The organism is Streptomyces sp. NPDC020898 (genome assembly GCF_044333925.1).
Classification (GTDB): Bacteria; Actinomycetota; Actinomycetes; order Streptomycetales; family Streptomycetaceae; genus Streptomyces.
The window spans coordinates 72758-94495 of record NZ_JBIRRV010000012.1; the positions used below are offsets into that span (position 1 = coordinate 72758).

At 68.3% G+C, this 21738-nt stretch carries 21 protein-coding genes; 9 read left to right on the forward strand and 12 right to left on the reverse strand.

Annotated elements, in window-relative coordinates:
* Window positions 1–12 precede the first annotated feature (12 nt).
* Window positions 13–843 (forward strand): IS5 family transposase, encoded by an 831-nt coding sequence (locus tag ACH4TV_RS31795; protein WP_398404197.1) that lies wholly within the window; start codon window positions 13–15, stop codon window positions 841–843.
* Complete coding sequence (locus tag ACH4TV_RS31800; RefSeq protein ID WP_398404199.1) at window positions 840–1283, forward strand: hypothetical protein; 444 nt, start codon at window positions 840–842, stop codon at window positions 1281–1283. Before ACH4TV_RS31795 ends, ACH4TV_RS31800 begins: the two co-directional genes overlap by 4 nt.
* A gap of 9 nt (window positions 1284–1292) precedes the next feature.
* Here the strand turns inward: ACH4TV_RS31800 and ACH4TV_RS31805 are convergent, their stop codons facing one another.
* The 8 genes from ACH4TV_RS31805 to ACH4TV_RS31840 form a co-directional block, all read right to left on the reverse strand.
* Window positions 1293–1562: a helix-turn-helix transcriptional regulator gene (locus tag ACH4TV_RS31805; protein ID WP_351561330.1), complete on the reverse strand. Its 270-nt coding sequence runs from the start codon at window positions 1560–1562 to the stop codon at window positions 1293–1295.
* Window positions 1563–1817: 255 nt separating this feature from the next.
* The gene (locus ACH4TV_RS31810) at window positions 1818–2717 is read right to left on the reverse strand and encodes a thiopeptide-type bacteriocin biosynthesis protein (RefSeq protein WP_398404201.1); all 900 of its coding nucleotides are present in this window, start codon (window positions 2715–2717) and stop codon (window positions 1818–1820) included.
* Between the two features lie 69 nt (window positions 2718–2786).
* Window positions 2787–3932 (reverse strand): lanthionine synthetase C family protein, encoded by a 1146-nt coding sequence (locus tag ACH4TV_RS31815; RefSeq protein WP_398404203.1) that lies wholly within the window; start codon window positions 3930–3932, stop codon window positions 2787–2789.
* Window positions 3929–6952: a lantibiotic dehydratase gene (locus tag ACH4TV_RS31820; protein ID WP_398404205.1), complete on the reverse strand. Its 3024-nt coding sequence runs from the start codon at window positions 6950–6952 to the stop codon at window positions 3929–3931. Before ACH4TV_RS31820 ends, ACH4TV_RS31815 begins: the two co-directional genes overlap by 4 nt.
* Window positions 6953–7023: 71 nt before the next feature.
* Window positions 7024–7212: an FxLD family lanthipeptide gene (locus ACH4TV_RS31825; protein WP_398404207.1), complete on the reverse strand. Its 189-nt coding sequence runs from the start codon at window positions 7210–7212 to the stop codon at window positions 7024–7026.
* 64 nt (window positions 7213–7276) lie between these two features.
* Window positions 7277–8503 carry a methyltransferase, FxLD system gene (fxlM, locus tag ACH4TV_RS31830; protein WP_398404209.1) on the reverse strand — a complete coding sequence of 409 codons (1227 nt, stop codon included), beginning with the start codon at window positions 8501–8503 and terminating at the stop codon, window positions 7277–7279.
* 647 nt (window positions 8504–9150) lie between these two features.
* On the reverse strand, window positions 9151–9699 hold the full coding sequence (locus ACH4TV_RS31835) for a DUF6415 family natural product biosynthesis protein (RefSeq protein WP_398404211.1): 549 nt from the start codon (window positions 9697–9699) through the stop codon (window positions 9151–9153).
* Window positions 9696–10196 carry an ATP-binding protein gene (locus ACH4TV_RS31840; protein ID WP_398404213.1) on the reverse strand — a complete coding sequence of 167 codons (501 nt, stop codon included), beginning with the start codon at window positions 10194–10196 and terminating at the stop codon, window positions 9696–9698. The genes ACH4TV_RS31835 and ACH4TV_RS31840 overlap by 4 nt, the downstream gene beginning before the upstream one ends.
* A 161-nt stretch (window positions 10197–10357) precedes the next feature.
* Between ACH4TV_RS31840 and ACH4TV_RS31845 the strand changes: the two genes are divergently transcribed.
* Together ACH4TV_RS31845 and ACH4TV_RS31850 are read left to right on the forward strand one after the other, a co-directional pair.
* The gene (locus ACH4TV_RS31845; RefSeq protein ID WP_398404215.1) at window positions 10358–11758 is read left to right on the forward strand and encodes a helix-turn-helix domain-containing protein; all 1401 of its coding nucleotides are present in this window, start codon (window positions 10358–10360) and stop codon (window positions 11756–11758) included.
* On the forward strand, window positions 11755–12636 hold the full coding sequence (locus tag ACH4TV_RS31850; RefSeq protein WP_398404217.1) for an aminoglycoside phosphotransferase family protein: 882 nt from the start codon (window positions 11755–11757) through the stop codon (window positions 12634–12636). The genes ACH4TV_RS31845 and ACH4TV_RS31850 overlap by 4 nt, the downstream gene beginning before the upstream one ends.
* A gap of 107 nt (window positions 12637–12743) precedes the next feature.
* Here the strand turns inward: ACH4TV_RS31850 and ACH4TV_RS31855 are convergent, their stop codons facing one another.
* The 4 genes from ACH4TV_RS31855 to ACH4TV_RS31870 all read right to left on the reverse strand — a co-directional run bounded on the left by ACH4TV_RS31855 (window position 12744) and on the right by ACH4TV_RS31870 (window position 16346).
* Entirely contained in the window at window positions 12744–14153 is a 1410-nt protein-coding gene (locus ACH4TV_RS31855; RefSeq protein WP_398404219.1) for an amidase family protein, read from the reverse strand.
* On the reverse strand, window positions 14150–15349 hold the full coding sequence (locus ACH4TV_RS31860) for an MAB_1171c family putative transporter (protein ID WP_327731523.1): 1200 nt from the start codon (window positions 15347–15349) through the stop codon (window positions 14150–14152). The genes ACH4TV_RS31855 and ACH4TV_RS31860 overlap by 4 nt, the downstream gene beginning before the upstream one ends.
* Window positions 15346–15753, reverse strand: coding sequence for a secondary metabolite protein (locus ACH4TV_RS31865; protein WP_398404221.1), 408 nt, complete (start codon window positions 15751–15753; stop codon window positions 15346–15348). Before ACH4TV_RS31865 ends, ACH4TV_RS31860 begins: the two co-directional genes overlap by 4 nt.
* A gap of 155 nt (window positions 15754–15908) precedes the next feature.
* Window positions 15909–16346, reverse strand: a complete 438-nt coding sequence (locus tag ACH4TV_RS31870; protein WP_398404223.1) for an XRE family transcriptional regulator — start codon at window positions 16344–16346, stop codon at window positions 15909–15911.
* Window positions 16347–17178: 832 nt separating this feature from the next.
* Between ACH4TV_RS31870 and ACH4TV_RS31875 the strand changes: the two genes are divergently transcribed.
* The 5 genes from ACH4TV_RS31875 to ACH4TV_RS31895 all read left to right on the forward strand — a co-directional run bounded on the left by ACH4TV_RS31875 (window position 17179) and on the right by ACH4TV_RS31895 (window position 21582).
* Window positions 17179–18237: a hypothetical protein gene (locus ACH4TV_RS31875; RefSeq protein ID WP_398404225.1), complete on the forward strand. Its 1059-nt coding sequence runs from the start codon at window positions 17179–17181 to the stop codon at window positions 18235–18237.
* Window positions 18234–18989, forward strand: coding sequence for an ATP-binding protein (locus tag ACH4TV_RS31880; RefSeq protein WP_327731519.1), 756 nt, complete (start codon window positions 18234–18236; stop codon window positions 18987–18989). Before ACH4TV_RS31875 ends, ACH4TV_RS31880 begins: the two co-directional genes overlap by 4 nt.
* Before the next feature lie 117 nt (window positions 18990–19106).
* A complete protein-coding gene (locus tag ACH4TV_RS31885) occupies window positions 19107–19730 on the forward strand; it encodes a WhiB family transcriptional regulator (RefSeq protein WP_398404227.1) in 624 nt (207 codons plus the stop codon).
* Window positions 19727–21394, forward strand: a complete 1668-nt coding sequence (locus ACH4TV_RS31890) for a hypothetical protein (protein ID WP_398404229.1) — start codon at window positions 19727–19729, stop codon at window positions 21392–21394. The genes ACH4TV_RS31885 and ACH4TV_RS31890 overlap by 4 nt, the downstream gene beginning before the upstream one ends.
* Before the next feature lie 14 nt (window positions 21395–21408).
* Complete coding sequence (locus ACH4TV_RS31895) at window positions 21409–21582, forward strand: hypothetical protein (protein WP_398404231.1); 174 nt, start codon at window positions 21409–21411, stop codon at window positions 21580–21582.
* The last annotated feature ends 156 nt before the right edge of the window (window positions 21583–21738 follow it).

Genomic DNA, 21738 nt, shown 5'->3' on the forward strand with positions numbered 1-21738 from the left:
GGGCTGGGCACTGTGAGCGAGCGCAAGCCCTACAAGACCGACGTGAGTGACGAGCAGTGGGCGCTGGTCGAGCCGGTGATCGCCGCGTGGAAGGCCGCGCATCCCTCGGTCAGTGGCCATCAGGGCCGGTACGCGATGCGGGAGATCGTCAACGCGCTGCTTTACCAGGGCCGCACCGGCTGTCAGTGGGAACTGCTCCCGCACGACTTTCCGCCGGCCGGCGCGGTGAAGTACTACTTCTACACCTGGCGTGACGACGGCATCGACCAGACCATTCACGACCTGCTGCGCTGGCAGGTGCGGGAAATGGCGCGTCGGAAGGCGGACCCGAGCCTGGTGGTGCTTGACACCCAGAGCGTGCACGCGGCAGCTGGGGTGCCCGCGGTGTCGACGGGGCGTGATGCGGCAAAAAAAGTACCGGGCCGCAAGCGCGGCCTGGCCGTTGACGTTATGGGACTGGTGATCGCGGTAGTCGTGGCGGCCGCGTCTGCGCACGAGAACGCCGTCGGCATCGCACTGCTGGACAAGGTCGCCGCCGACACCGACACCGTGCAGAAGGCCCTGGTCGACCAGGGCTTCAAGAACGCCGTCGTCGCGCACGGGGAAAAGGTGGGCATCGAGGTGGAGATCGTCGAGCGCAACCCCACGCAGACCGGGTTCGTTCCCCAGGCCAAGCGGTGGGTCGTGGAACGCGCCTATGGGATCTTGATGCTGCACCGCAGGCTGGTTCGCGACTACGAGCACCTGCCCCGCAGTTCGGAGTCGCGGGTGTACTGGGCGATGACCGCGGTGATACTGCGACGGCTGACCGCGGCGACCGTACCCGCCTGGCGCACCGCATGACCGGCGGGGAGCTGACGCTCGGCGCGGTGCTGGCACGACTGGAGGAGCGGGAACGCGAGATCGCCGCGCAGGCTGAGACGACGCGGGAACAGATCACGCAGCTGACCGCCCAGCTCGACGAACTCGGCCGGGCCGCCGAAGAAGTCCGGATCACCCGCAAGACGCTGCTGGCGCTGCCGGACCCGCAACCGCCCGCGCCGCCGGCACTGAAGCTGCCGGACCATCCGGCCTACCAGCAGATCATGACGGTGTTCACCGCGGCCGACCATCCGCTGCGTGCGCGGCAGGTGTGCGAGGCGATGGACCTGGAGATCGCGCCCAACAACATCAACAACGTCCGCCTCAAGCTCAAGCGGCTGGCCGACCGCGGGATCCTGGCCGAAACCGAGCCAGGACTGTTCACCAGGCCACGACCGCAATCGCCCGGAATTCAGCCCTGACCAGCACGCCTACTCGAGGTCCATGGCCGAGTCGGCCGATGCCTCACGGCCCATCGCCTCGGACGGCGCGGTCTTGATGCTGCCCGGAGCCCAGCCGAGGAGTTCCTCGAAGCTTCGGGCAACGGTCGGGGTGGGCAGGTCCCCACAACCGCGTTCGAAGGTCCTGATGGTCGCCTCACTCAGCCAGGTGCGGCGCGCGAGTTCACGCTCCGAGATGCCTTCGGCCTCACGGAACTCGATGAGGGCTCTCGCCAGCCGTGTCGAATCCTCTCCACTCATGACCGCAGTATGTCGCCGAGCTCGGGCCGGGATGGCCCTTTTGCTCGGTCCCATGCCAGGGCACCGGGCCGCGGCAACACGCCCGCCAGGCGTCGATTTGTTCGTCCTCGCCATGCAACCGGTACTCGTTAACAGTCCTGATCTGCACGCCAATGCCATAGCAGAGTCAGATACAAGGCAAAAACTCGCATACCGCCCTCTTAGTGTGGAAGAGCTGGACGGCGAAGCACGACAGTGGCCCGGGCCACCTGCCGATCAGCAGCCCAAAACCGCTTCCCGGGCGGCACGCGACCAGATGGCCTGTTGCCGGGCGGTGAAACCCATGCGGTTCCAGTGGAAGAGGACGTGCCGGGACAGGACGCTTCGGAGGCCGAGCCCAAGCCGCCCGTCCCGCGCTATGTCCGCCAGGGCACGCCCGCCGTGCTCCATGCCGGTCACCCAGCTCTGTAACGACGCGAGCGGGCCGTCATTGATTGCAGGGCCGGCGTCGAGCAGGAGTAGCTGCCGCATCGTGTCCGCCATGGCGCTGACCCTGTCGGCGGGAACGTCTTGGGGCAACGGCCGTTTGGCCTCGATCTGCCCCCACACGTCGCCCTGCTCACCCCATTCCAGCCCGGCGGCTCGCAGGAACAGGGTGGTGACGAGCAGAGAGGTGGCCTTCGCGTCGAGGGCTCCGTCGGTTTCGCTGGCGGCGTGCTGGTGGCAGTCGAGTACGCCAATGCTGTCGGTGTGGAACACCCGGTGAGTGATCATCATGCCGTCTGGGCCGCCGAAGGCAACGCTTTCCGGCTCGTACAGGTACGGACACCAGTTCTTCACCACGTTCCAGGACACCGCGCTGTCGAGGGCTTCGGTTACGTGCGCGATGACGTCCTCGGCCGGTGTGCCCGGGCTGGGGTGAACGCGCAGGCGCCAGCAGGGGTACTTGCGCAGGAACCACCACGCCCCAACGGGTGCACCGCGCAGGGAGGGCAGGAGGTAGGCGCGGAAGGTTTGTTCGGCGGTGGGGTAGTCGGCGAACTCGATGTTCACCTGGTGCCAGCCCTCGGGGCTGGCGTCGAGCGCAGTCCGGCCAGCAGCGCGGTACCGCTCGACCGCGTCAGCAAGCCAGGCGGGGCTCGTCTCCGCTCGGCTCGCTGCGTCCGCGATCGGCATTCCGCCGAGAACGGACCAGATGGCGTTCTCGGCCGGGCTGGTGTCGTGCTCGTGCACTGTGCCGTCCCTTCAGCTCAAGAGCAGGCAGGCATCCCAGTCGGTGACTGGCCCGGCTTCTCGTCCAGCGCTCTGGAACGCCAGGACTGCCCCGGCCTCCCCTTCGAGGAATCCGGCCCCCTCAGGCAGGTCGGCGGCGAGAAAGCGCTGCCTGAGCAGGGGAAGGCGGACGGTGAACGCGTGCGGGGTCTCTGCGTCCTCCGCGAACCGCTGCACCGTGCGCAGGACGCCGCCAACGCCGTGGCACAGGCCGCGATTGGAGAGCTTGTCGAGCTGGTGCGCGTCGTCCAGGCAGTACAGCAGGGCGCGCTCGGCCATCCGTTTGCGGTCCTCGTCGCCGAGGGCTATGGCGGCAAGCTGCTGTGCGCGGGCAAGGCCCGGCGTGCCGTAGCACCAGGACGGGGTGGCGGGGAGAGCGGGAGCGGGGCCGGTCGCGCTGATCCACCGAGGCCAGCGGGTTCCGCGATGGTCGCTCTGTCGGATCCCGTCGAGCCACCGGCAGATCCCGGCCATGGCGGAGTCGTGGCCGTCCACGGTGATGCCGCGCCGTTTCGCCAGGGCGAGCAGAGCGAGGGGACCACTGATGCCGTGGGCGAGCCCCGCGTTGGCGTGGCCGCCCTGTGTGATGGTCTTGCTGGCAGGCGAGTGGCCGACCCACCAGCCGGGCAACTGTTCCCCGTTGGCCCCGGCGATCGGTTGGGTGAGCCGGACCAGGTACTCCAACACGCCGCGCAGTTCGGGGCCGTCCGGCTGTCGGCGCAGCAGGAGGGCACCGAGGCCGGCCAGCCCACGGAACAGGTCGTACTCAGCGAAGGCTGTGTGGCCGCCCTGGTCGATGCGCGCGTGGGCGGCGTCCAGGCGACGCCGGGTGTGCGCGGCCACGATGCGGTCAAGGGTGTGCAGGGCTCCGGCATACCGGTCGCTGTCTGCGGCCGCGAGGTGAAGGACGTACGTCATGGCGGGGGCTCCGAGGAACAGGCCGGCCGTGTCTCCGTCGATCAGCGGGCGGACGTCGGCGAGTTGCTGGTGGACGTCGCGCCATGGGGTGAGGCCGCGGTGAGCGCGTTCGATGTGGAGCAGGGCGGCGCCGAGGGGACCGCGCGCAAGAGACTGCCGTGTGGCGATGGTGGTGTCGGTGATGGGCGGGGCGGTGGTCACCGCTTGGCTCCTTCGGTGCGGATGGTCCAGGACAGGGCGGCAGCGCGGGCGAGGCGTCGGCAGGTCGCTTCGGCGTCGGGGGCGATCCCGGCAGCGCGGTTGTGGTGCATGTGCAGCAGGGACCCAAGGACGGCCGCCGGATCGATGCCGGTTGATTTGAGCACCGTTCGGTAGGCGAGCAGGGCGGCTTGGCGTGTAGCCCACGCCTGCGCAACGGCGTCTCCGCCTTGGATTTCTTGGATCGGGCAGTGGTGCTCAGCGCTGGTGAGGCGTACGACGAGGGCTTGTACGTCTCGGGGCAGGGCGGTGGCGCCGTCGCTCTGGGGGAAGTTCGCCGTTAGCCACGCCCGGCCGGCCGCCGGTGTTCCGAGGAAGGCGGTGGCGATGTCGACGAAGCTGGCGGCGGTGACTGCCTGCCGGTGGCTGTCGGGGAGAGGCAAGGCGATCTGTGTAAGGGTGGCGTCGGAGTCGGCGGCGAAGAACCGTTCAGCAGCCTCCAGGGCGGCCCCGGTGCCGTAGCGCCCGATTTCCGGCTCGTCGGTGTCCCACCGCACCCGCTGAAGCAGCCCCTCGGCCCGCAGCTCAGCCGCCCAGGTGGCAACGCGCTGGGCAGTGTTCCCGAACGCGTCCGGGGACGGCAGCCGCAACCGCAGGCGCACGTGGCTGTCGGGGTCCGCGTAGCGGATGAACCACCACTCCAGCGGTTCGACTTCCCCCAGCAGGAGCGGCACGTGCGCGGTGAGCAGTTCGGGTACCCGTGCCGCGTTGCCGTACAGCTTCACGTACGTCCACGGGGAGGCACCCGGCAGTCGGCCGGAGTCCCGGCCCACGACGACCGCTGTCCGTCGGACCGCGGCCGGGGCGGGCCGCTGGTCGGAAATGAAGGGCACGGTGACCTCATGGGCGCGGCCCAGCCAGCCGAACGCGTCCTCCGGCGGTGCCTCGCGCAGCATCACGGTTGGGTGGCGGTCCAGTTCGGCTCGCAGGAGTTGGTGGTGGGCCGGGAGGTCGAGGTCCAGGCGCAGCCGCTGGTCGTCGTTGCCGACGTACACCGTGCGGGGCACTCTGCGGCGGGCGCGCCAGTCAGACAAGGCGGATGCCCAGTTGCCGCCGTCGACGAGGTCGGCCGTGCGGAGCCGCCAGGAGGCAGGGGACAGGATGGTACGGCCGACGCGTACCTCGGGCAGGAACGGAAGCCGGGCCGCCGCGCCCCACGCGAACGGGATCAGGGTGGCCGTGTGCGAGCGGTGCAGCTCGGAGACGAAGCGAACCAGAGGATGGGTGGCGTTGGTCAACTCCACGGCGTTCATGACCATCGGCTCGATCACCTGGCCGGTGGACAGCGACACCAGGTAGAGGCGCCGTGCGTCAGCGACAACACCGAGATGGTCCACGTCGAGCGTGGCGTCCGGGTTGTACTCGCCCACGGAGAGCATGTTCGGCATGAGGGCGGGGGCGCGGGCGACGTTGCGGGTACGCACGCGCAGCGGAGGACTGGACACCTGTCCCAGGTCGGCACCGGCGGTGAGCGTCGGCAGTGTGGAGTACGCGGCGGCCATGCGGTCGAAGTCGGCTGCCCCCAGCATCGTCAGGAAGCGTCCCGTCGTGATACCGACGCTCAGGGACAGTCCTTTGATTGCCAGCGCGAACCCGCCGTCTTCCACATCGTTCAGGGAACGCGCGAGCACCGTGAAGGACAGTGCGACGTGCGCGGGCACCTGGGTGGGCCGGCCGAGGGCCAGGGCCTCGATGTCTGCTTCCGTGAGGTCGACCGTGCGCTGATCGTTCAGGGCAGCGTCCTGGGCGAGGGTGAGGAGGTGCTCGTCTCGATGGGTCGTGGCCAGCACCGGCCGCTTGAGGACCGTGCCGCGGTAGCCGGCGGGAAAACCGAGGCCGGTGTCCGGGTCGGTGAGGTCGCGCAGGGGCACGATGGTGTCCATGCTGTAGCGCTCCAGAAAGCGCGTGCGGTAGTCCTGCCAGGCCGCTGAGCCGTTCGGGAACGGCGTCAGCCGGATGATGACCTGTAGGGCATGCTCCGCCTCGCGGGTCACGGTGTCGGGTAGAACGATGTCGCAGTCTGGGCGGAGATTGACCACCAGGCTGCGGTCGGTGATGCCGGTGAGGGCGTTCATCTTCGCCGTGGCCTTGGCGCGGAGCGTGCGCTGGGCTCGCTGTGGGGCCTCGTCGTGGCGGGTGAGGAGCGTGCGGGCCTGACGCAGTTCATCGGCTTTGGCGGGCGCGACGCTGGTGGTGTCGAGTTGCTCGACCAAGTGCCCGAGTGCGTCACCACACGTCATGGGTGCGTGGAGGCTGGTCAGGAGCACGCGGTGCTCGACGAGGCTGTGCAGCATGGCGTGGATCTGCTCGTCCGTGGTGTCGGGGTAGTCGCTGCGGAGCTTGGCGGCGAGAGTGCTGACGGTGATCGGTGTGCGGGCCAGGGCTAGGACGGTCTCCACGGCGGGGGTGCGACGCAGCGTGGTTTCGGTGGGGCCTTCGGCGCCCGGCTGGAAGAGGAGGGCAATTCGCGAACCGCGGACGATGCATCTGGAATTGGCGACGACGGGTACGTTCCGCAGCACGTCCGGGTCACGTTCCAGTGTGGTGATGACGTCGTTCAGCCACTCAGCGTCGGCGTGGACGAAGGCACGGTGCTCGGTGCCCCAGTCCACGCGACTGGCAGCGCCGATGCGGATGGGGGCCGGTCCGGCGAACAGCCCGAACGGGGTGGCCCGGTACTGCATGCGCAGCACGTAGCGGGCCAGGGACATGGCGGTGCGCCGTACGGCCCGCGAGCGCTGGCACTCTCCGGCCGCCACTTCACGGATGGAGTCGGCGAGGCGGGGGGCAGCGAATTCGATCGCGGCGGCCCTGATGTCGTCGGCCCACACCTGGGTGATCCATTCCCGCCACAGATCAGTGTCTGCTGACTCCTCACCGACCAGTGTTGGCCACGGAGGCATCGGCGCTGCCATGGGAAACACCGACGCCCTGATCATGCCCGCGTCAACAGCGTGATACATGGCTGTACCCCCTTGGGTCTCGCGGTGGGGGCCAGGCCGGTAAGGAACGGCCCGGCCCCCAACGTCTGTTGTTACTCGCAGGTGCTGTTGGAGCAGGCGGACTCACAGGTCTGGCCACAGCCGTCGCCGGTTTCGTTCAGCAGCGCGCCGATAACCGGCGCGGACGCGACGGTCTCGATGCTGAGGTCGAAGTCCGACCCTCCGTGCATTGCGAAGTCCGTGCCGGACTTCAGGGTCGTGCCGGTGCTCCTCGGTGCCATCTCGTTCTCCTCTACAGAGGTGGGTGGATGTGCTCTTACCGGCCTGGTCGCGACGCCGACGGCGTTACGACCAGGAGATCGTGATCCGCGTGTGCCGACGGTCGATGACCCGGCCGACGGGAAGTTGCTCGTCCGGCGTCCCGGCCGGGTGAACCTCGATGTGCGCACGCTGCCGGCGGTGTTCGCCGTTCCAGACCTGAAACTCCTCGACCAGACGCTCAGCGACCTCCTTGCCCTGCGGCCCGTGGCCAGCGGCGCCCAGCTCGAAACGGTCGGGGTCCTCGGTGGCGCGCACCGTCCGGTAGGCGAAACTGCCGCCGTCCACCAGGGTCGGCACACCGAGCGGCGTCCTGGCGGCGACGAGGCCGCGCTGCCGGGCGGCCGGTGTCGCTGCCATGAGGGGCAGGTTGTCCAACGCGCTCGCCAGCCACAGGTCCAGGTGCTCCTTGGACTCGTCACCAGCGAGCGTCACCCCCGACCACTCCTCGGCACGAGGTGAGCGCAGGGCGGCCCGCAGAGCCTCGGCGTCAGGCTCGGGGTGATCGTCCAGGCGCAGGGCGATCTCCTCTCCCTCGACGTCGTGGAGGACAGCCAGACGCATGCGGTTCTCACCGACACCCTGCATCGGCACGAACCCGCACAGCTCCACCCCGTCGCTGACCAGGTGCTGGCCGTCGCGGACGAACGCGACGGTGCGGGTCATGCCGCGCATCCGCAGCGGGACAACCAGCCGGCCGCCCTCGGCAAGCTGGTGAATCCAGGCGGGTGGGATGTCGGCGGCCTGCACGGTGATGATGATGCGGTCGTACGGCTGGTGATCCGGCGCGCCATATTCACCGTCGGCGGTGATCACTGTGACGTTGCTGTAGCCGGTCGCCTTCAAAAAGTCCTTGGCGCGCCGGGTGATATCGGGGTCGATGTCGAGGGTGACGACGTGGCCCCCGTCACCGACCAACTCTGCGAGGTAGGCGGCGTTGACGCCGCCGGAGCCGATCTCCAGGACCTTCATCCCCGGCCGAATGTCAGCCTGCTCGATCTGCATGGCTTGGATGCGCGGCGCGGACACGGAGCTGACCTGCGTGCCAGTGGCGTCGGTCTTGGTGATCGTGGCGGTCTCGGGCTCGTAAACCTTGGCCATGTCCTCGTCAGGCGTGGCGAGGTGGCGGGGAACCGAACGGAAGGCTGCCACGACGCGGGGACTGCGCGCGGCACCGAGTTCGATCAGCTGCTTCACCATCCTGTCGCGCAACTCCTGCTCAGAGGCAGGGCTCTTGTCGCTGTTCTCAGTCATGCCGGGGACGTTTGTCACGAGCAGTCTCCTTCTCGGCGCCCGCGCGCCGAGGTGGTCGGGAGCGGATAATTGGGGTCGGGCTAGGAGGGTCTGGACACGTCGGTTGCCTCCGGGAGGCGGTGATCTGTCGCGCGGTGCTTCCCTTCGTAAGATGCCGGCGAGCTGCCGCCCATGAAGTAGGTGAGTGCCTGCGCCTTGAGTCGGTTAAGGCAGTCCTCGCACGTCATGAACGGTGCATGCTGGCCGTCCCACTGCACCGGGCCGAGCCAGGTAACCGGCAGGTCGGTACGCGTGCACCCGAGCCAGCAGTCGCCTGTGACCCATCGGGAGCTCAGGCATGTGGTCATGTCACATCTCCCCTCCCTGGAGACCGCAACCGAGCGGCACCGGAGGCGGCCGCGAATACGAGGACACCCGTGATCGAGTCGAGCAGTCGGCACGCGGGAGTGCTCTGAGACGCGTCCAGGAACGAGGGCAAAGGGCTGTGGCTCGTCATGTTCCTTCTCGTCAACATCTAGGTAGGCCCCAGCCACCCCGGAACGAGCGGCCGAGGGGCCAAGCTCACTCTTCAGCCGGAGAGCGCCGGAAGGAGGTGCAATGCCGCCCCGGCTCCGGGCTCGCCGGTCATCCGAAGGCAGGGCGGCAGCTCAGATCGCGCGTAGCTGGGCCCGACGTTCCTCGGCGACAACAACGCAACTGTCCGTGTGGCGATAGCCATGTATGCCGCCGCTCGCCTCCGATGCGAACAGCACGCGTTCGTAGGACTCCCCAGAGGCGATCAGCTGGGAGCATGCGCCGCAGATTCGCCCCCGTATGGCCTCCTCGATATCGCTCGTGCCCGTCGACGGCCCGAGGGGGCCGGGGTTCTCGAACAGCGTCAGCAGTGCGCGAGAGATGACAGCGAGGTCCTGCGCATGGCAAGCCTTCGCCCCCTGCGACTTGCCGGCGCCCTCCTCCAGGAGGCGATGAGCGCGCACGATGACGTAGACCGCTGTGTGGCGCATCTCCCCTCGCATACGGGCGGCGATGGCAGTGACCTCCGGGACGAGGAGCTGTACATGACCACGCAACCGGCCGAGAAGGGTCTTCAGTTTCACGAGTTCCGGTGGGCACGTGCCCCATACGTCGAGGCCGACGGTGTACGTCTCGCGGATCGTGTGCGCGTCGACCGGCGCGCGCTCGTTCAAAGCGGTCACGACGCCCTCCGCGCTCGTCCACTGTCGCTCGCCTGGTCGCCACGAACCAGGAAGTTGGCCCACACGTCTTTGCCGCCCGTGAACTCGGAGCAACCGCAGTCGTCGGCGAAGCTCGACACGAGGAGCAAGCCCCGGCCGCACTCGGCGTCCGCAGCGTCGTGGGAGAGCTTGGGCAATACGGGATCGAAGTCGCGCACGCAGACGTTGAGTACGCCCGTCAGACGCGTGACCGTGAGCCGCGCGCCCCTCGTCTCGGTGCCGGGAAGAGGAACTGTGTGCCGCAGGACGTTGGTCAGCAACTCCGTAACCGTCAGGGCGGCACTGTCGATCAGGCCGGATAGACCCCAAAGCTCCAAGTGGGCCCGAACTACGGTCCTGATGATGGGCACGGCCTCTGAGGTCACGTCGAGGTCTATCTCCAGGTGCCCCGACTTGCTGCGCGTCGTCGCGCGCACGCCGGTTGCTGGCACGGCGGGCAGTTCCAAGAGGTCGGCCATCAAAGATCCAATTCGGTCTGGCGAATCCTCACCAATGAGGTTTGACTGCGGTGTGTACTGGTGTGGAACCGGTCAGCAACCATTCAGTCAGGTCGCGAGACCCAAGTGCATATCCGGATGCGGAGACCTGAGATATCCGCATCACGACCCAGGGGACGCTGATGCCGCAGCCCGAGAAGGAGCTCAACCCCGACGCCTCGCCACAGGCATGGTTCGGTGCTGAACTGCGCCACTGGCGAAAGCGTCAACCAGGTCTGCGGGCTGCTCAGTTGGGGCCGATGGTGCAGGTCAGCCCGGATGTGATCTCCAAGATCGAAAAGGGTTCGTACCGGTGCCGACGTGACCTGGCAGAGCGTCTGGACGATGTCCTTGAGACGGGCGGAGTCCTCACCCGCGCGTGGGGGATGGTGTTCGGCGATGCGGATAAAAGGCGGCGTGATGCGGATAGTGCCCGCCGAGGACCGGTGGAGGGGACGATTCAGGTCCATCAAGGGCGCATGCTGGGCACAGACCCGTCAGCCCCGCTATCCGAGAGCCTTACCTCAGTGGACCGACGCGCTTTCCTGGCTGCCACCAGCCTTGCCGCCTTCGCCCCGATAGAACTCGCCCGACTCGTCGCGCCAACCGCACCGCCGGAGCTTCCGAAGCGGATTCGCCCCACGGAGCTGGATCAGCTGCGCCTCATCGCCGACAGCATCCACCGCTGGGACAACGCGCAGGGCGGTGGGGGTCTGGTCGGTGACTTCGCGAGTCGCTCGATGGAGTGGGCCGTACGGCTGCTCTTCGTCGCCTGCCCGGAGCAGCTCCGCCCGGATCTCCTCAGCACCATCGCGCGGCTGGGCATCGTAGTCGGCGCCACTCACTTCGACGCCTATGCTCACGGCGAGGCGAGGGTCGCTTTCAAGGTCGCTTCCGAATGCGCGGAGGAGGCCGGCGACTGGTGGCTTCGCGCCAAGACGTTCTCCTTCCTCTCCCGACAAGCGACTTGGGTCGGCGATCCTGACGAAGGTCTCACGTACGCGGAGAAGGGGCTTGTCCGCGCCGACCGGCTCACCCCGACCATTCAGGCCATGATGCACAGCGCCCGCGCACGAGCCTTCGGCAAGATGAACGACGTCCAGGGCACATTGGCCGCAGTAGGTGCGGCCGACGATGCCTTTGCACGCTCGGACCCGGCCAAGGACCCGGCGTGGATGCACTACTACGACGAGGCCCAGCACCACGGCGACACAGCCCATGCGCTGTTCGACCTGTCCATTCACGCCGAGCAGGACCCGGGGCGGGCGGCGCAGCGGTTCACAACAGCGGTCGTCGGCCACGGCGACGACTACGCCCGCTCGCGCGGTATCTCCCGAACGAAACTGGCGTCGCTCCTCATGGCCAAGGGCGACCCTATGCAAGCGATTACCATTGGGCACCAGGCGCTCAACGACGTCGGCAGGCTCACCTCGCGGAGAGCTGCGGACGACCTCAGGGAACTCCGCCGATTCGCCGGGCAACACCGCACGCTGGAGGAGGCGGCGCAGCTGCGCCAACGGATCACAGCTACCTTGCAGGCATGACGAACTCGGTTGCCCCCGCCCGCGCCGTACTGGAAGAAGCCTGCGCTCGCGCAAGCTTCGACCCGGCAGGCGCCGAGCCCATTCGCCTCGCCGAGAACGAGATATGGCGCCTCCCGGATCAGGTGATCGTCCGCATCGCCCGCGCCGGCCAGTGGGATGCGGCCGTGCGAGAGGTCCGCGTGGCCCGCTGGCTTGCCGACAACGAGCTACCGGCTGTCCGCGCGCTACCGGTCGAACAGCCGGTGGAGGCCGCGGGCCGCCCGGCGACGTTCTGGGCTGAGCTCCCACGGCACGAGATCGGCACGGTTCGGGATGTGGTCGTGCTGCTGAAACAGCTCCACCCGTTGCCTCTGCCTGCCTTCCCCCTAGACCGGCTCGACCCGTTCGTACGGGTTACCGAGCGGATCGAGGCAGCGACATCCCTGTCAGAAGATGATCGAGCGTGGCTGCGACATCGACACGCAGAACTCCGCGAGTGGTGGGAGCACAGACCCATGGGCCTGCCCGAGTGTCTTGTGCATGGGGACGCCTGGGTCGGCAATGTCGCGCGCACCGCTGCCGGCCCGATCATGATGGACTTCGAGCGGGCCTCTATCGGGCCGCCGGAGTGGGATCTCGTCTCGACAGCAGTCAAGCTCACGACGACCGGCACGGTCACCGAGTCCGAGTACGCCGAGTTCTGCCAGGCGTACGGAAGGGATGTCACGGAGTGGGAGGGGTACGAACTCCTTGCCGGGGCACGTGAGTTGCGTATGACCACTTACGCAGCCCAGCATGCAGCCACGCGGCCCGAGTGGCAGGCCGAAGCGCAGTACCGCGTGGACTGTCTGCGGGGTCGTGCAGAAGCACGTCCGTGGCGCTGGAAAGGGATCATGTAACGCCCACCGGAAGCCTTCAAGCAGTGGACGTGCTCCTCAGCTCCGCCGACAGCCAGCCGACATGCTTCGCGACCTCTTCTGTACCGGAGAACCTTTGAAGGTCCCGGTCATAGCAGTTCAAAGGACTCCAGATGCATGGCCAGGGCGAGAAGGGTGCGGTCGGCGTACGGTGCGCCGATCAACTGGACTGCAATGGGCAGGCCCTGGTCGTTTAGGCCGACGGGGACGATGACGGCGGGCAGGCCGATGTGGCTGATGAGGTTGGCCCAGCCGGTCTGATCGAAGAAGCTGCGTTCGTGCCCGTTGATCTGAAGAGTTCGGCTGCCGTTCGGGATCGCGGGGGTCGGGGCAGCAGGGGTGAGGAGCACTTCGTGGTGCTCGAAGAACGCCGTCCACGCAGCGCGTTGACGGGCGCGCTCTTCACGGGCTATGAGCCAGTTGCGGTGGGGCTGGGTGCGATAGCGCAGGGCAGTGGCTCGAGGAGAGATGTCGTCCTCGCATAGTTGGCGTGCGCTGGTCAGGTCTGCTGTGAACGCGTCGTCGCTGCCAGCTAGGGAGGTGTTGGCGTGGAGGAGCTGTTCGAAGAGTTGCGATGCTTCAGTGAAGGCAACCGGGCCGCGGGTTGCGGTGATGTGCGCTCCGCCGGCGGCCAAGTGGCGTGTGACGTGTTCGAGCGTCGCAGCGGTGGCGTCGTCGACAGGGCACTCGGGGTCGTTGTGCCAGACGGCGATGCGGGAGTCACCGAGGTGCGGACGCGGTTCGGACAGGCTCAGGCGCCACGGCGTGTGTTCCTCCGCGGTGGGGGTGGTAAGGGCCATGAGCATGAGGGCCAAGTCGCGCGGGTGGCGGGCGAGGGGGCCTGGGGTGAGCATGTCGCTCGTGGTCAGCCAGCCCGGTGGTCGGGGGATGTGCCCCCGAGCGGGTACGAGTCCTTGGGTGGGTCGGAGGGCGTAGGTGCCGCAGTAGTGGGCGGGCAGGCGGAGGGAGCCGGCGAGGTCGCTGCCGAGTTCGAGGGGGGTCAGTGCGGCGGCGATGGCTGCTGCGGCGCCGCCGGAGGAGCCGCCGGGGGTTCGGGTGGTGTCGTGGGGGTTGTGGGTGGTTCCGAAGAGGGTGTTGTCGGTGTGGAGGTCCTGGCAGTAGGCGGGGACGTTGGTTTTGCCCATGATCACGGCGCCGGCGTGGCGGAGTCTCGCAACAGCATCGGCGTCCTGCTCGGGGATGTGGTGGCGGAGGTCTTCGGTTCCGCAGGTGGTGCGCAAGTGGGCGGTTTCGAAGGAGTCCTTGATCGTGAGCGGCAGCCCGTCGAGCAGGCCGACGGGTTCGCCTCGGGTCCGGCGTGTGTCTGAGGCGTCGGCTGCTCGTCGGGCGGCTTCGATGTCGAGGGTGATGACGGCGTTGAGGGTGCTGGCCTGGATCCGTTCGAGGTGGAGGTCGAGCAGGTCTCGGCTGGAGATGGCGCCTTGTTGGAGGGCGTTGAGCTGGGCGTGGGCCGGGAGGTCCGGGTAGCTGGTGTTCATGTGCTGACGGCCTCGGGGGCTGTGGGTTGGTCGTGCCGGGCGAAGTGCCGAGCGATGGCACGCAGGGCCGGGAGGTCCTCGATGGGGTGCCAGGACTCGATGTTCTGGTCAGCGAAGTCGGTGGGCTGGGCAGGCAGCGCGCCCTGGCTGTGAGCCATGAGAGCGGCACGGATCTGGTCGGCGGTGACCGCAGCGTGGAGGTCGTCTCCCGAGAGGCCGGTGGCCCGGTGCCGTTGTTCGCTGGCCTGCCGTATGTGGTGGTCGAGGTAGGGACGGACTGCGGTCTGTCCGTCGCGGATCTCCACGACCCGGCGATACACCTGGAAAGGGATGCCGCGGGTGTGCGATCGGTCGTCGGCCGTGGAGCCGTTGGGGGTGAGGACAATCTCGGGGACGGCGCGGTAGAAGGCGAGCCACAGTGGATGCAGCTGACGGTGAGCACGTCGAAGCTCCCACTGGTAGGTGGCGTGCCGTGTCTGGGCGGTGAGCGTGGGGATGAGCCAGCCGACCAGGGTGAGGATCGTTCCGAGGTCACCGCAGATCCAGGCGAAGTCCTCCCAGCCGGTCAGGGAGGTGCCCAGAGCTGCGGCGATCAGGTTCCCGATGCGTACAGCGCTGTAGCCGAGGGTCACGGCCGCGCCGACGGCGACGGTGCGCAGCCCGACGCGTACGCCCGGGCGCGGACTGCGGCCGGCCAGACGCCAGCTCGCCACGCTCAGGTAACCCTCGGCGAGCGTGTAGGCGCTGATGTAGACCGTAAGGTAGGCCGCGTAAATGTGGTCATGCGCGTAGTACAGGGTGAAGTCCGTGGGCCGCTGGACGGCGGGCGTCAGCAGGAAGAACAGCACGAACAGTGCGGCGATGACGACGGCACCAGAGCCGAGCCAGTACCGGGACATCCGGCGGGCCCGGTCGGCGGGTGAACTCCAGTGGCTCAGGACGATCTGCTGGCCGGCCAGCAGGGCCACCACACAGCTCATGGCTAGCGGGACGGCCAGGTTCCTCGTGCCGAGCGCCTCGTCGATGGCCCGCCACATGGAGCTGATCGAGAACAGGAAGCTGAGCGCCGAGAGCAGATAGACGGCGGTCAAGGCCGCCCAGGCTGTGTCCCGGCGCCGGGCAGGAAGATCTCTGAGCAGGCACGCGAGGCCGATCAGCGCCACGGTCAGGCTGATCGGGTGCAGGATGTCCTTCACCGGTCGGCCCCTCTGCGGCTGAGCAGGGTGTGGGCGATCCGCTCCTGGATGTCGTCGCCCGTAGGGGATGCGCTGCGCAGCCGGTGCTCGATGACGCGGCCGGACAGATAGGAGGCGAGGAGTTCGGCGTCGTATTCCTCGGCCTCCTCATAGCTGCTGCGCCCGAGCATCATCTCGACCAGGGCCGGGTCGAGCAGGGGCGCGAGCCCTTGCGGCGCCTCTTCGGACGGTTGACGGCGTTCGTGATGGCCCAGCAGCAGGTGGGCGATCTCGTGGCCGATGACGTGATCCTGGTGGGCATGACTGGTCAGCGGGTCGTAGAAGATGTAGAAGGCGCTCGGGGTGACATACGTGACGCCGCAGCGCCGTCCCGGAACCGTCTCCCCCGCCGCCTCGATATGCACCGCGCGTCCTGTCCGGCAGGTCACCTCGTGGCGGAGATCGCGGACACTGTCAACCTGAGGGAGTTTCAATTCCGCCAACAGGCTCGGCTGTTGATGAGGAGACGACCACATAGTTCTCTCTGTTTCTCGTTCTTCTGAACATATTTGACACCGTGTCACTCAGGCGTCGGCGGGAGCCCTTCAAGTTCTCTCACTCGGTCAACTTCCTTGAGTACTGCGGCAAATCCGTCTGCTGACAGCCCGATCATCCGGTAGAAGACACCTTCGATTCCCGCCTGCTTTGACTTGACCTCAGCAAATTGACGAAGCGCCTCAGCGGCTACTTCATCGTCGCCAAAGAAGCGCTCCGGGAAGCCGAAAGCCTGAGCAAGCCAATCCTTGGCGTCATCGGACGGGTTGATGCGCTTCCCGGTGCGCAGCAGCGAGATATAGGAGTCGGAGAGCGAGCCTCCGAATCCGGCAATCCGCGCGGCTACCTCCTTGTTGCTGTAGGCCCCCCGCCGTGGGGGGTGAACGTGCTCGAACAGCCAGTTCAGCCGCTCACGGAACACAGCCCCGTCATCCACGGATGCAGGACCCAACATGTCAGCCATGATCAACTTCCCCTATATCCAACCCTTGCGACACCACCACAGTACGCCACCGTTGACTGGTGTTGACTGGCAAGCCGACCGTATGAAAAGTTCTCCACCGTCATCACTCCGCAGTTACTTTGGGAAGCGCTATCCAATGAGTCACGTATTTACGCACGCAATCGGTTCACCAAAGTGACAGGCGACACAGCCCGCACGGGACTCACGTCACGCATCGCCGAGATTTCACCCTCGCGCAGCGCTCTGGACATATTGGACACCTGATCCCCATTGACGCCGAGGGTGATCCACAGACCTCGCCAGGGGTCCAACAAAGAAAACCCATAGGGACTGGACAGGTTTCGACGTCCCCAGCAGCGGACGAGGCGATTGGCGGGAGAAGGCAGAAGCCCCAGCGACTTGTCGAAAACCCTAGAGCCAAGTCTGGACTTGACAGGACGGCGTGCGTACGTTCGTCGTCCCTCGACGGAACCCCGTCGGGGCCAGAAACCGCAGAAGGGTAGGCGTGTACCGCGTGAGAACTGGCTGGGTCTTATAAGCCCCGGCTGGAGCGACGCCGGTGTCCGAGAGGTGCAACTCCCGGACACCCGACGCTCTATGGCACTCCGACCCGTGCAAGGGCCGGAGATTTACCCACGGCACCGCACCGGTCCCTTCCAGGGGGCACGCCGGAGCGGATCTACTGCACTGGAGAGTGTTGCATGACGACTGCCTTGTGCGAAAGGTCGAACATCCTGACCTGCACGGCAGCCTTCCCTGTGCCCATCTCGACCACCGTCTGTCAGCCCGCAGCCCGCCACGGGTCCCGGCGCCGCCGGGGAGGTCGGTACTGATGGCACGTATACGCACCGTAAAACCCGAGATGTTCGAGTCGGAGTCGCTGGCCGAGTGCTCGGTGACCGCCATGCTCACCTTCATCGGGCTGCTGACACAGGCTGACGACTCCGGCCGTCACCGCGACCACCCGGCGATCATCGCCGGTCGGCTGTGGGCGCTGCGCCCTGAGCACACCGCCGCCCACGTCGCTCAGGACCTGGAGGAGCTGGCCGCTGCCGGGTTGATCTGCCGCTACGCCGGCTGCGACGGGCGTACGTGGCTGCACGTCGTGACGTGGGAGCAGCACCAGAAGATCAACAAGCCGACCGCGTCGAGGGTGCCGCGCTGCCCCAGCCACCAGGGGCATCAGCCGTGCGGGAAGTGCCAGACAGGTGCCTGCCCCGCCAAGCGCACGGCGCCGTCCGTGACGTCTCCCGGAACCCTCCCGGAGGACTCCGGGAGCCCTCTGGGAGGAGTGCACCACCCGGTTGCGACGGTCACCGGGCCCGCAGAGGCTACGGCGGACCCTGGAGAGCCGATGTCCGCACCGCTGACCGCTCCAGCCGCACCCATTGCGGCGCCGTCGGGGAAAACCACAGGTCAAACGGCATTCCCGAAGGACTCTCGGAGGACTACGGGAGGACTACCGGAAGGCTCCCGGTCTGGATCTAGGATCTTGGATCCTGGATCTTTCCTTACGGGGCGCGAGGCGCCCGCACCCGATCCCCTCCCCAGATCGGTCTCCGCGAAGGAACTGGTCGCCGAGTACATCCGGAACTGCCCGCGCCGACCGCCGGAGGACGTCCTCGGGCTCCTGGGACGCAAGATCAAGGTCCTGCTGGACGAGCGCTTCGACCCTGAGGACATCCGTGCAGCGCTGGAGCGGCTGCGGGCCAAGGGTCTGCACCCGAGCGTGCTGCCGAGCCTGGTGAACGAGGTCGTCAACGCAGCCCCGCAGGCCGCCTCGGCGTCGTCGTCCGCCTCCGGCGCGGGGCCCTGGGCCAGCACCACGAGCTCCGGCTACACGCCCTACCTCAACCCGACCGAGCCGACGACCTTCGGAGGCCGCCTGTGACCCGCGCACGCCTCGCCGACCCCCAGCCCGCCGTCGGCGAGCGGCTCCGGGCCCGTCTGGAGGCCAAGCTGGCCGAGCGCGGCATCGACGCGAGCGTGCCGTTGCCGGACACCCCGGAGCCGATCCCGGCCCTGGAGGCCGCGCAGGCGCGGATCCCGGTCGACTACCGCGACGCTATGGTCGAGCATCCGGACGTCGCCGCCTGGGTCCACTCCATCACCCAGGCGGCGGTCGAGCCGAACGCCGGCGGGCTCAACCCGCACTACGGCACAGCCGGACGCCGGCGGATCGCCCATGGCCCCTCGCTGCTGCTATGGGGCAGCACCGGAGCGGGCAAGACTCACCAGGCGTACGCGGCGATCCGGGCTCTGACCGCCGCCGGGTGCGGCGTCTCATGGCAGGCGACGACTGCCGCCGACCTGTACGCCGACATGCGCCCGCAGTCCGGCGTGGACCCGGAGCACATGCTGCGCCGGATCGTCCGGGTGCCGCTGCTGCTGCTCGACGACCTCGGCGCCGCCAAGGGCTCACAGTGGACGGAGGAGATCACCTTCCGGCTGGTGAACTGGCGCTGCCAAAACCGGCTGCCGACGATCTTCACCACCAACCTGCCGCCCGTCCGCGAACTCGCGAGCGGTCCGCGCCAGCCGGTGCTGCGCGACGTGATCGGCGACCGGGTCCTTTCACGCCTGTCCGGCATGTGCACCCCGGTCCACTTCACCGGCCCGGACCGCCGCTTCCAGCGCCACTGAACCGGCCTCTCCCCCCTCCGGTGCGGCACCACCCGCGCCCCTACACCGCCTCACCGCCGTACACCGCGCCCGCCCTGCCGGTGCCGCGCGCGTGCTGAGGCGTACCCGGAGATTCTCTTGCGCACCATCACCACGAACGACACCGCGCACCCGACGCTGCGCGGGATCGCCGACCACAGCTGGCACGCCCGGGGCCTGTGCCACGGCATGCCCGCCGAGGACGCCGACGAGCTGTTCTTCCACGCCCCGCGCAACCACGAAGCCGCTGCGGAGGCCAGATCCATCTGCGGCCGGTGCCCGGTCAAGAAGGACTGCTTCACCTACGCGTTGGACAACGACATCCGCCACGGGATGTGGGGCGGACTGACCGAGATCGAGCGCCGCCCCTGGCACGCCCGCGTCAGCAAGCGCCTCGACTACGCCCGGGTCAAGGCCGCCTTCCAGGGCCGCGACGTCCACCTCAGCGACGCCGAACGCGAGGCCGTCGTCCGCCACGCCTACGCCCGCGGATGGTCCCCCGAGCGTCTCGCCTACACCCTCCAGCTCGAACTCGACTGGGCCCGCGACCTGATGCGCCGCGCAGCCCACGACGTCGCCGACCGCGACCGGTACTGGGGCCTGTACGACGAGGCTGGCCCCACGACCTCCGAGGACGAGGACGAGGAAGAGGCCACCGTCTCTCCCGTGCCCCGCCAGGTGCACACCCAGGCCCTGATCACCGCACTCGGAAAGGCAGCATGACCCGCCCCACCGACATACCGCTGGCTGCCGCCCCCTTCGAACCCTCCCCCCTGATGATCGTCGCCGCTGCCCTGCCAGTACTCGCCATGCTGGCCGGCGGATGGTTGGTCCGTCGGGCCCGTGCCCGCGCCGGAACGGCGCGGTCGTCCGCCCCGGCGGTGTGGGTCGCCTCCCTCGCCGCGCTCGGCTGCACTGCCTACAGCGCCGACACCAGCTGGCGCTTCGCCGCCGACTACCTCGACATGGCCGGCACGGCCGAGCGCGCCGCCATGTTCGCCGCCGCCGAACTCGCGCTGTTCGCCACCGCACTGATGGCTCGCCAAAACCTCAACACTCAGGGCGCGCCCGGCCTGCCCGGGATGCTCGTCTGGATGATCACCGGCGTGCAGGTGATCCCCGCCTACGCCGAGTCAGGACCGGTGGGCGGGACCGTGCGGGCATTCGTCGGCCCGGTCATGGCCGCGATGCTCTGGCACCAGGCCATGGGCATCGAGCTGCGGTTGCGTAAGCCCGGCGCCGCCTCGCACAGCATCCTGGCCACCCTCGGACGGGAAGTACGCGAGCGCCTGCTCTCCCGCCTGGGCATCGCCGAACGCGACCGGGACGCCGCCCAGATCACCCGCGACCGGGCCACCGCCAAGGCCGTCGCCCTGGCCACCCGCCTGGCGGAACGTTCCGCCAAAAGCCGTGAGAGCTGGCGGGGCCGGCGGATCACCCGTCAGCTGTCCAAGGCCCTGGCACGGGCTGGCGTCGGCACCGACCTGAAGCAGCGGCGCGCGCTCCTGGACCAGCTCGCCGCCCACCGGCATGCCACCGCGCTCGCCACCATCGACCTACCCTCGCCCTGGACGCTGCTGACGCAAGACGAGCACCACGAAGACCACGGTCTTGTCCTTCTGGCCATCGCCGACGGGACAGCAGAGGGGGACCAGGCGGGTCGCACGCTCGCGGTCCCCGATGCGTGCACCGCACCAGATGGGGACGGTCCCGAAGCGGACCCTGCGGATCTGCTGGCGGGGACGGCGTCCTCCGCGATCGGGGACCGTCCCCACACGGTCCCCGAAACCGGGGACCGCGAATCGAATGGGGACCGGAACATGGATCCCGCGCACGGGGACCGGGACAAGGTCGTCCCCGGGACCGACAACATCGGGGACCGCGCAGAAACGAGCGGGGAAGTCGGGGACAAAACCGCAGCTTCGAGTCCGGATAGCCCGTCCCCAACGCCTGTCTCAAACGGGGACCACGATGTCCCAGACGCCGGAACGGGGACCGATCCCACTGGGGACCGTCCCCACCTGGTCCCCAGTGGGGACCACGGTGACCCCGGAACGGGGACCGAGTCGGGTGGGGACCGTCCCCGTCCCCACGCGGTCCCCGACCTCGGGAGGCCAAACGCATTCCGGAACCGGTCCCGAGGCGGCCACGGCAAGCCGTCCCGCAGGCAGGGGAAGGTGAGTGTGGACCAACTCGTCATCCAGCTCCGCCCCCACGTGCCCGAGCTGCTGGAGAGGGACGGGAACGCCGAGGTCACGCGCACCCAGCTCAGGGAGATCATGCGCGCCCACGGCATCGGCATCCGCAACGACCGCCTCACGCCGGTCCTGGAACGCCTGCGGCACGAAACGGCCACCTCCAACGCAAAGAAGAGGAGCGCACGGTGAAGACGTGCCCGCGCATGTCGCGCATCAGGTCCGACTTCGAGAAGGACATCAGGTTCCTGACCGTCTACGCCGAACGCAAAGCCGGTACCCCTCCGGCCAAGACCAGCGCGAAGCAGGCGATCACGGTCAAGCACAACATGGCCCGCGCGATGAGCCGCCACTTCGCACGCTGCCCCGAGTGCGGCTGACACCCCCATAGACGCAGGTCAGGCCACTCCGCATCACTCAACCGCCGTGGGGGGCCCGCCCGAAAACCCGCCCCCCCCCCCCCCCCCACCCAAACCAACCCACCCCCCCCCACCCGAACCCCCCCGACGGCCCCCCCCCCCCCCCCCCCGGCCCCG

Bases quoted from the DNA above. Each gene is read 5' to 3' on its own strand.
- ACH4TV_RS31800 (WP_398404199.1), top strand. From the start codon at position 840: ATGACCGGCGGGGAGCTGACGCTCGGCGCGGTGCTGGCACGACTGGAG.
- ACH4TV_RS31805 (WP_351561330.1), bottom strand. From the start codon at position 1,562: ATGAGTGGAGAGGATTCGACACGGCTGGCGAGAGCCCTCATCGAGTTC.
- ACH4TV_RS31810 (WP_398404201.1), bottom strand. From the start codon at position 2,717: ATGCCGATCGCGGACGCAGCGAGCCGAGCGGAGACGAGCCCCGCCTGG.
- ACH4TV_RS31820 (WP_398404205.1), bottom strand. From the start codon at position 6,952: ATGTATCACGCTGTTGACGCGGGCATGATCAGGGCGTCGGTGTTTCCC.
- ACH4TV_RS31825 (WP_398404207.1), bottom strand. From the start codon at position 7,212: ATGGCACCGAGGAGCACCGGCACGACCCTGAAGTCCGGCACGGACTTC.
- fxlM (WP_398404209.1), bottom strand. From the start codon at position 8,503: ATGACTGAGAACAGCGACAAGAGCCCTGCCTCTGAGCAGGAGTTGCGC.
- ACH4TV_RS31840 (WP_398404213.1), bottom strand. From the start codon at position 10,196: ATGGCCGACCTCTTGGAACTGCCCGCCGTGCCAGCAACCGGCGTGCGC.
- ACH4TV_RS31845 (WP_398404215.1), top strand. From the start codon at position 10,358: ATGCCGCAGCCCGAGAAGGAGCTCAACCCCGACGCCTCGCCACAGGCA.
- ACH4TV_RS31850 (WP_398404217.1), top strand. From the start codon at position 11,755: ATGACGAACTCGGTTGCCCCCGCCCGCGCCGTACTGGAAGAAGCCTGC.
- ACH4TV_RS31855 (WP_398404219.1), bottom strand. From the start codon at position 14,153: ATGAACACCAGCTACCCGGACCTCCCGGCCCACGCCCAGCTCAACGCC.
- ACH4TV_RS31870 (WP_398404223.1), bottom strand. From the start codon at position 16,346: ATGGCTGACATGTTGGGTCCTGCATCCGTGGATGACGGGGCTGTGTTC.
- ACH4TV_RS31875 (WP_398404225.1), top strand. From the start codon at position 17,179: ATGGCACGTATACGCACCGTAAAACCCGAGATGTTCGAGTCGGAGTCG.
- ACH4TV_RS31890 (WP_398404229.1), top strand. From the start codon at position 19,727: ATGACCCGCCCCACCGACATACCGCTGGCTGCCGCCCCCTTCGAACCC.
- ACH4TV_RS31895 (WP_398404231.1), top strand. From the start codon at position 21,409: ATGTCGCGCATCAGGTCCGACTTCGAGAAGGACATCAGGTTCCTGACC.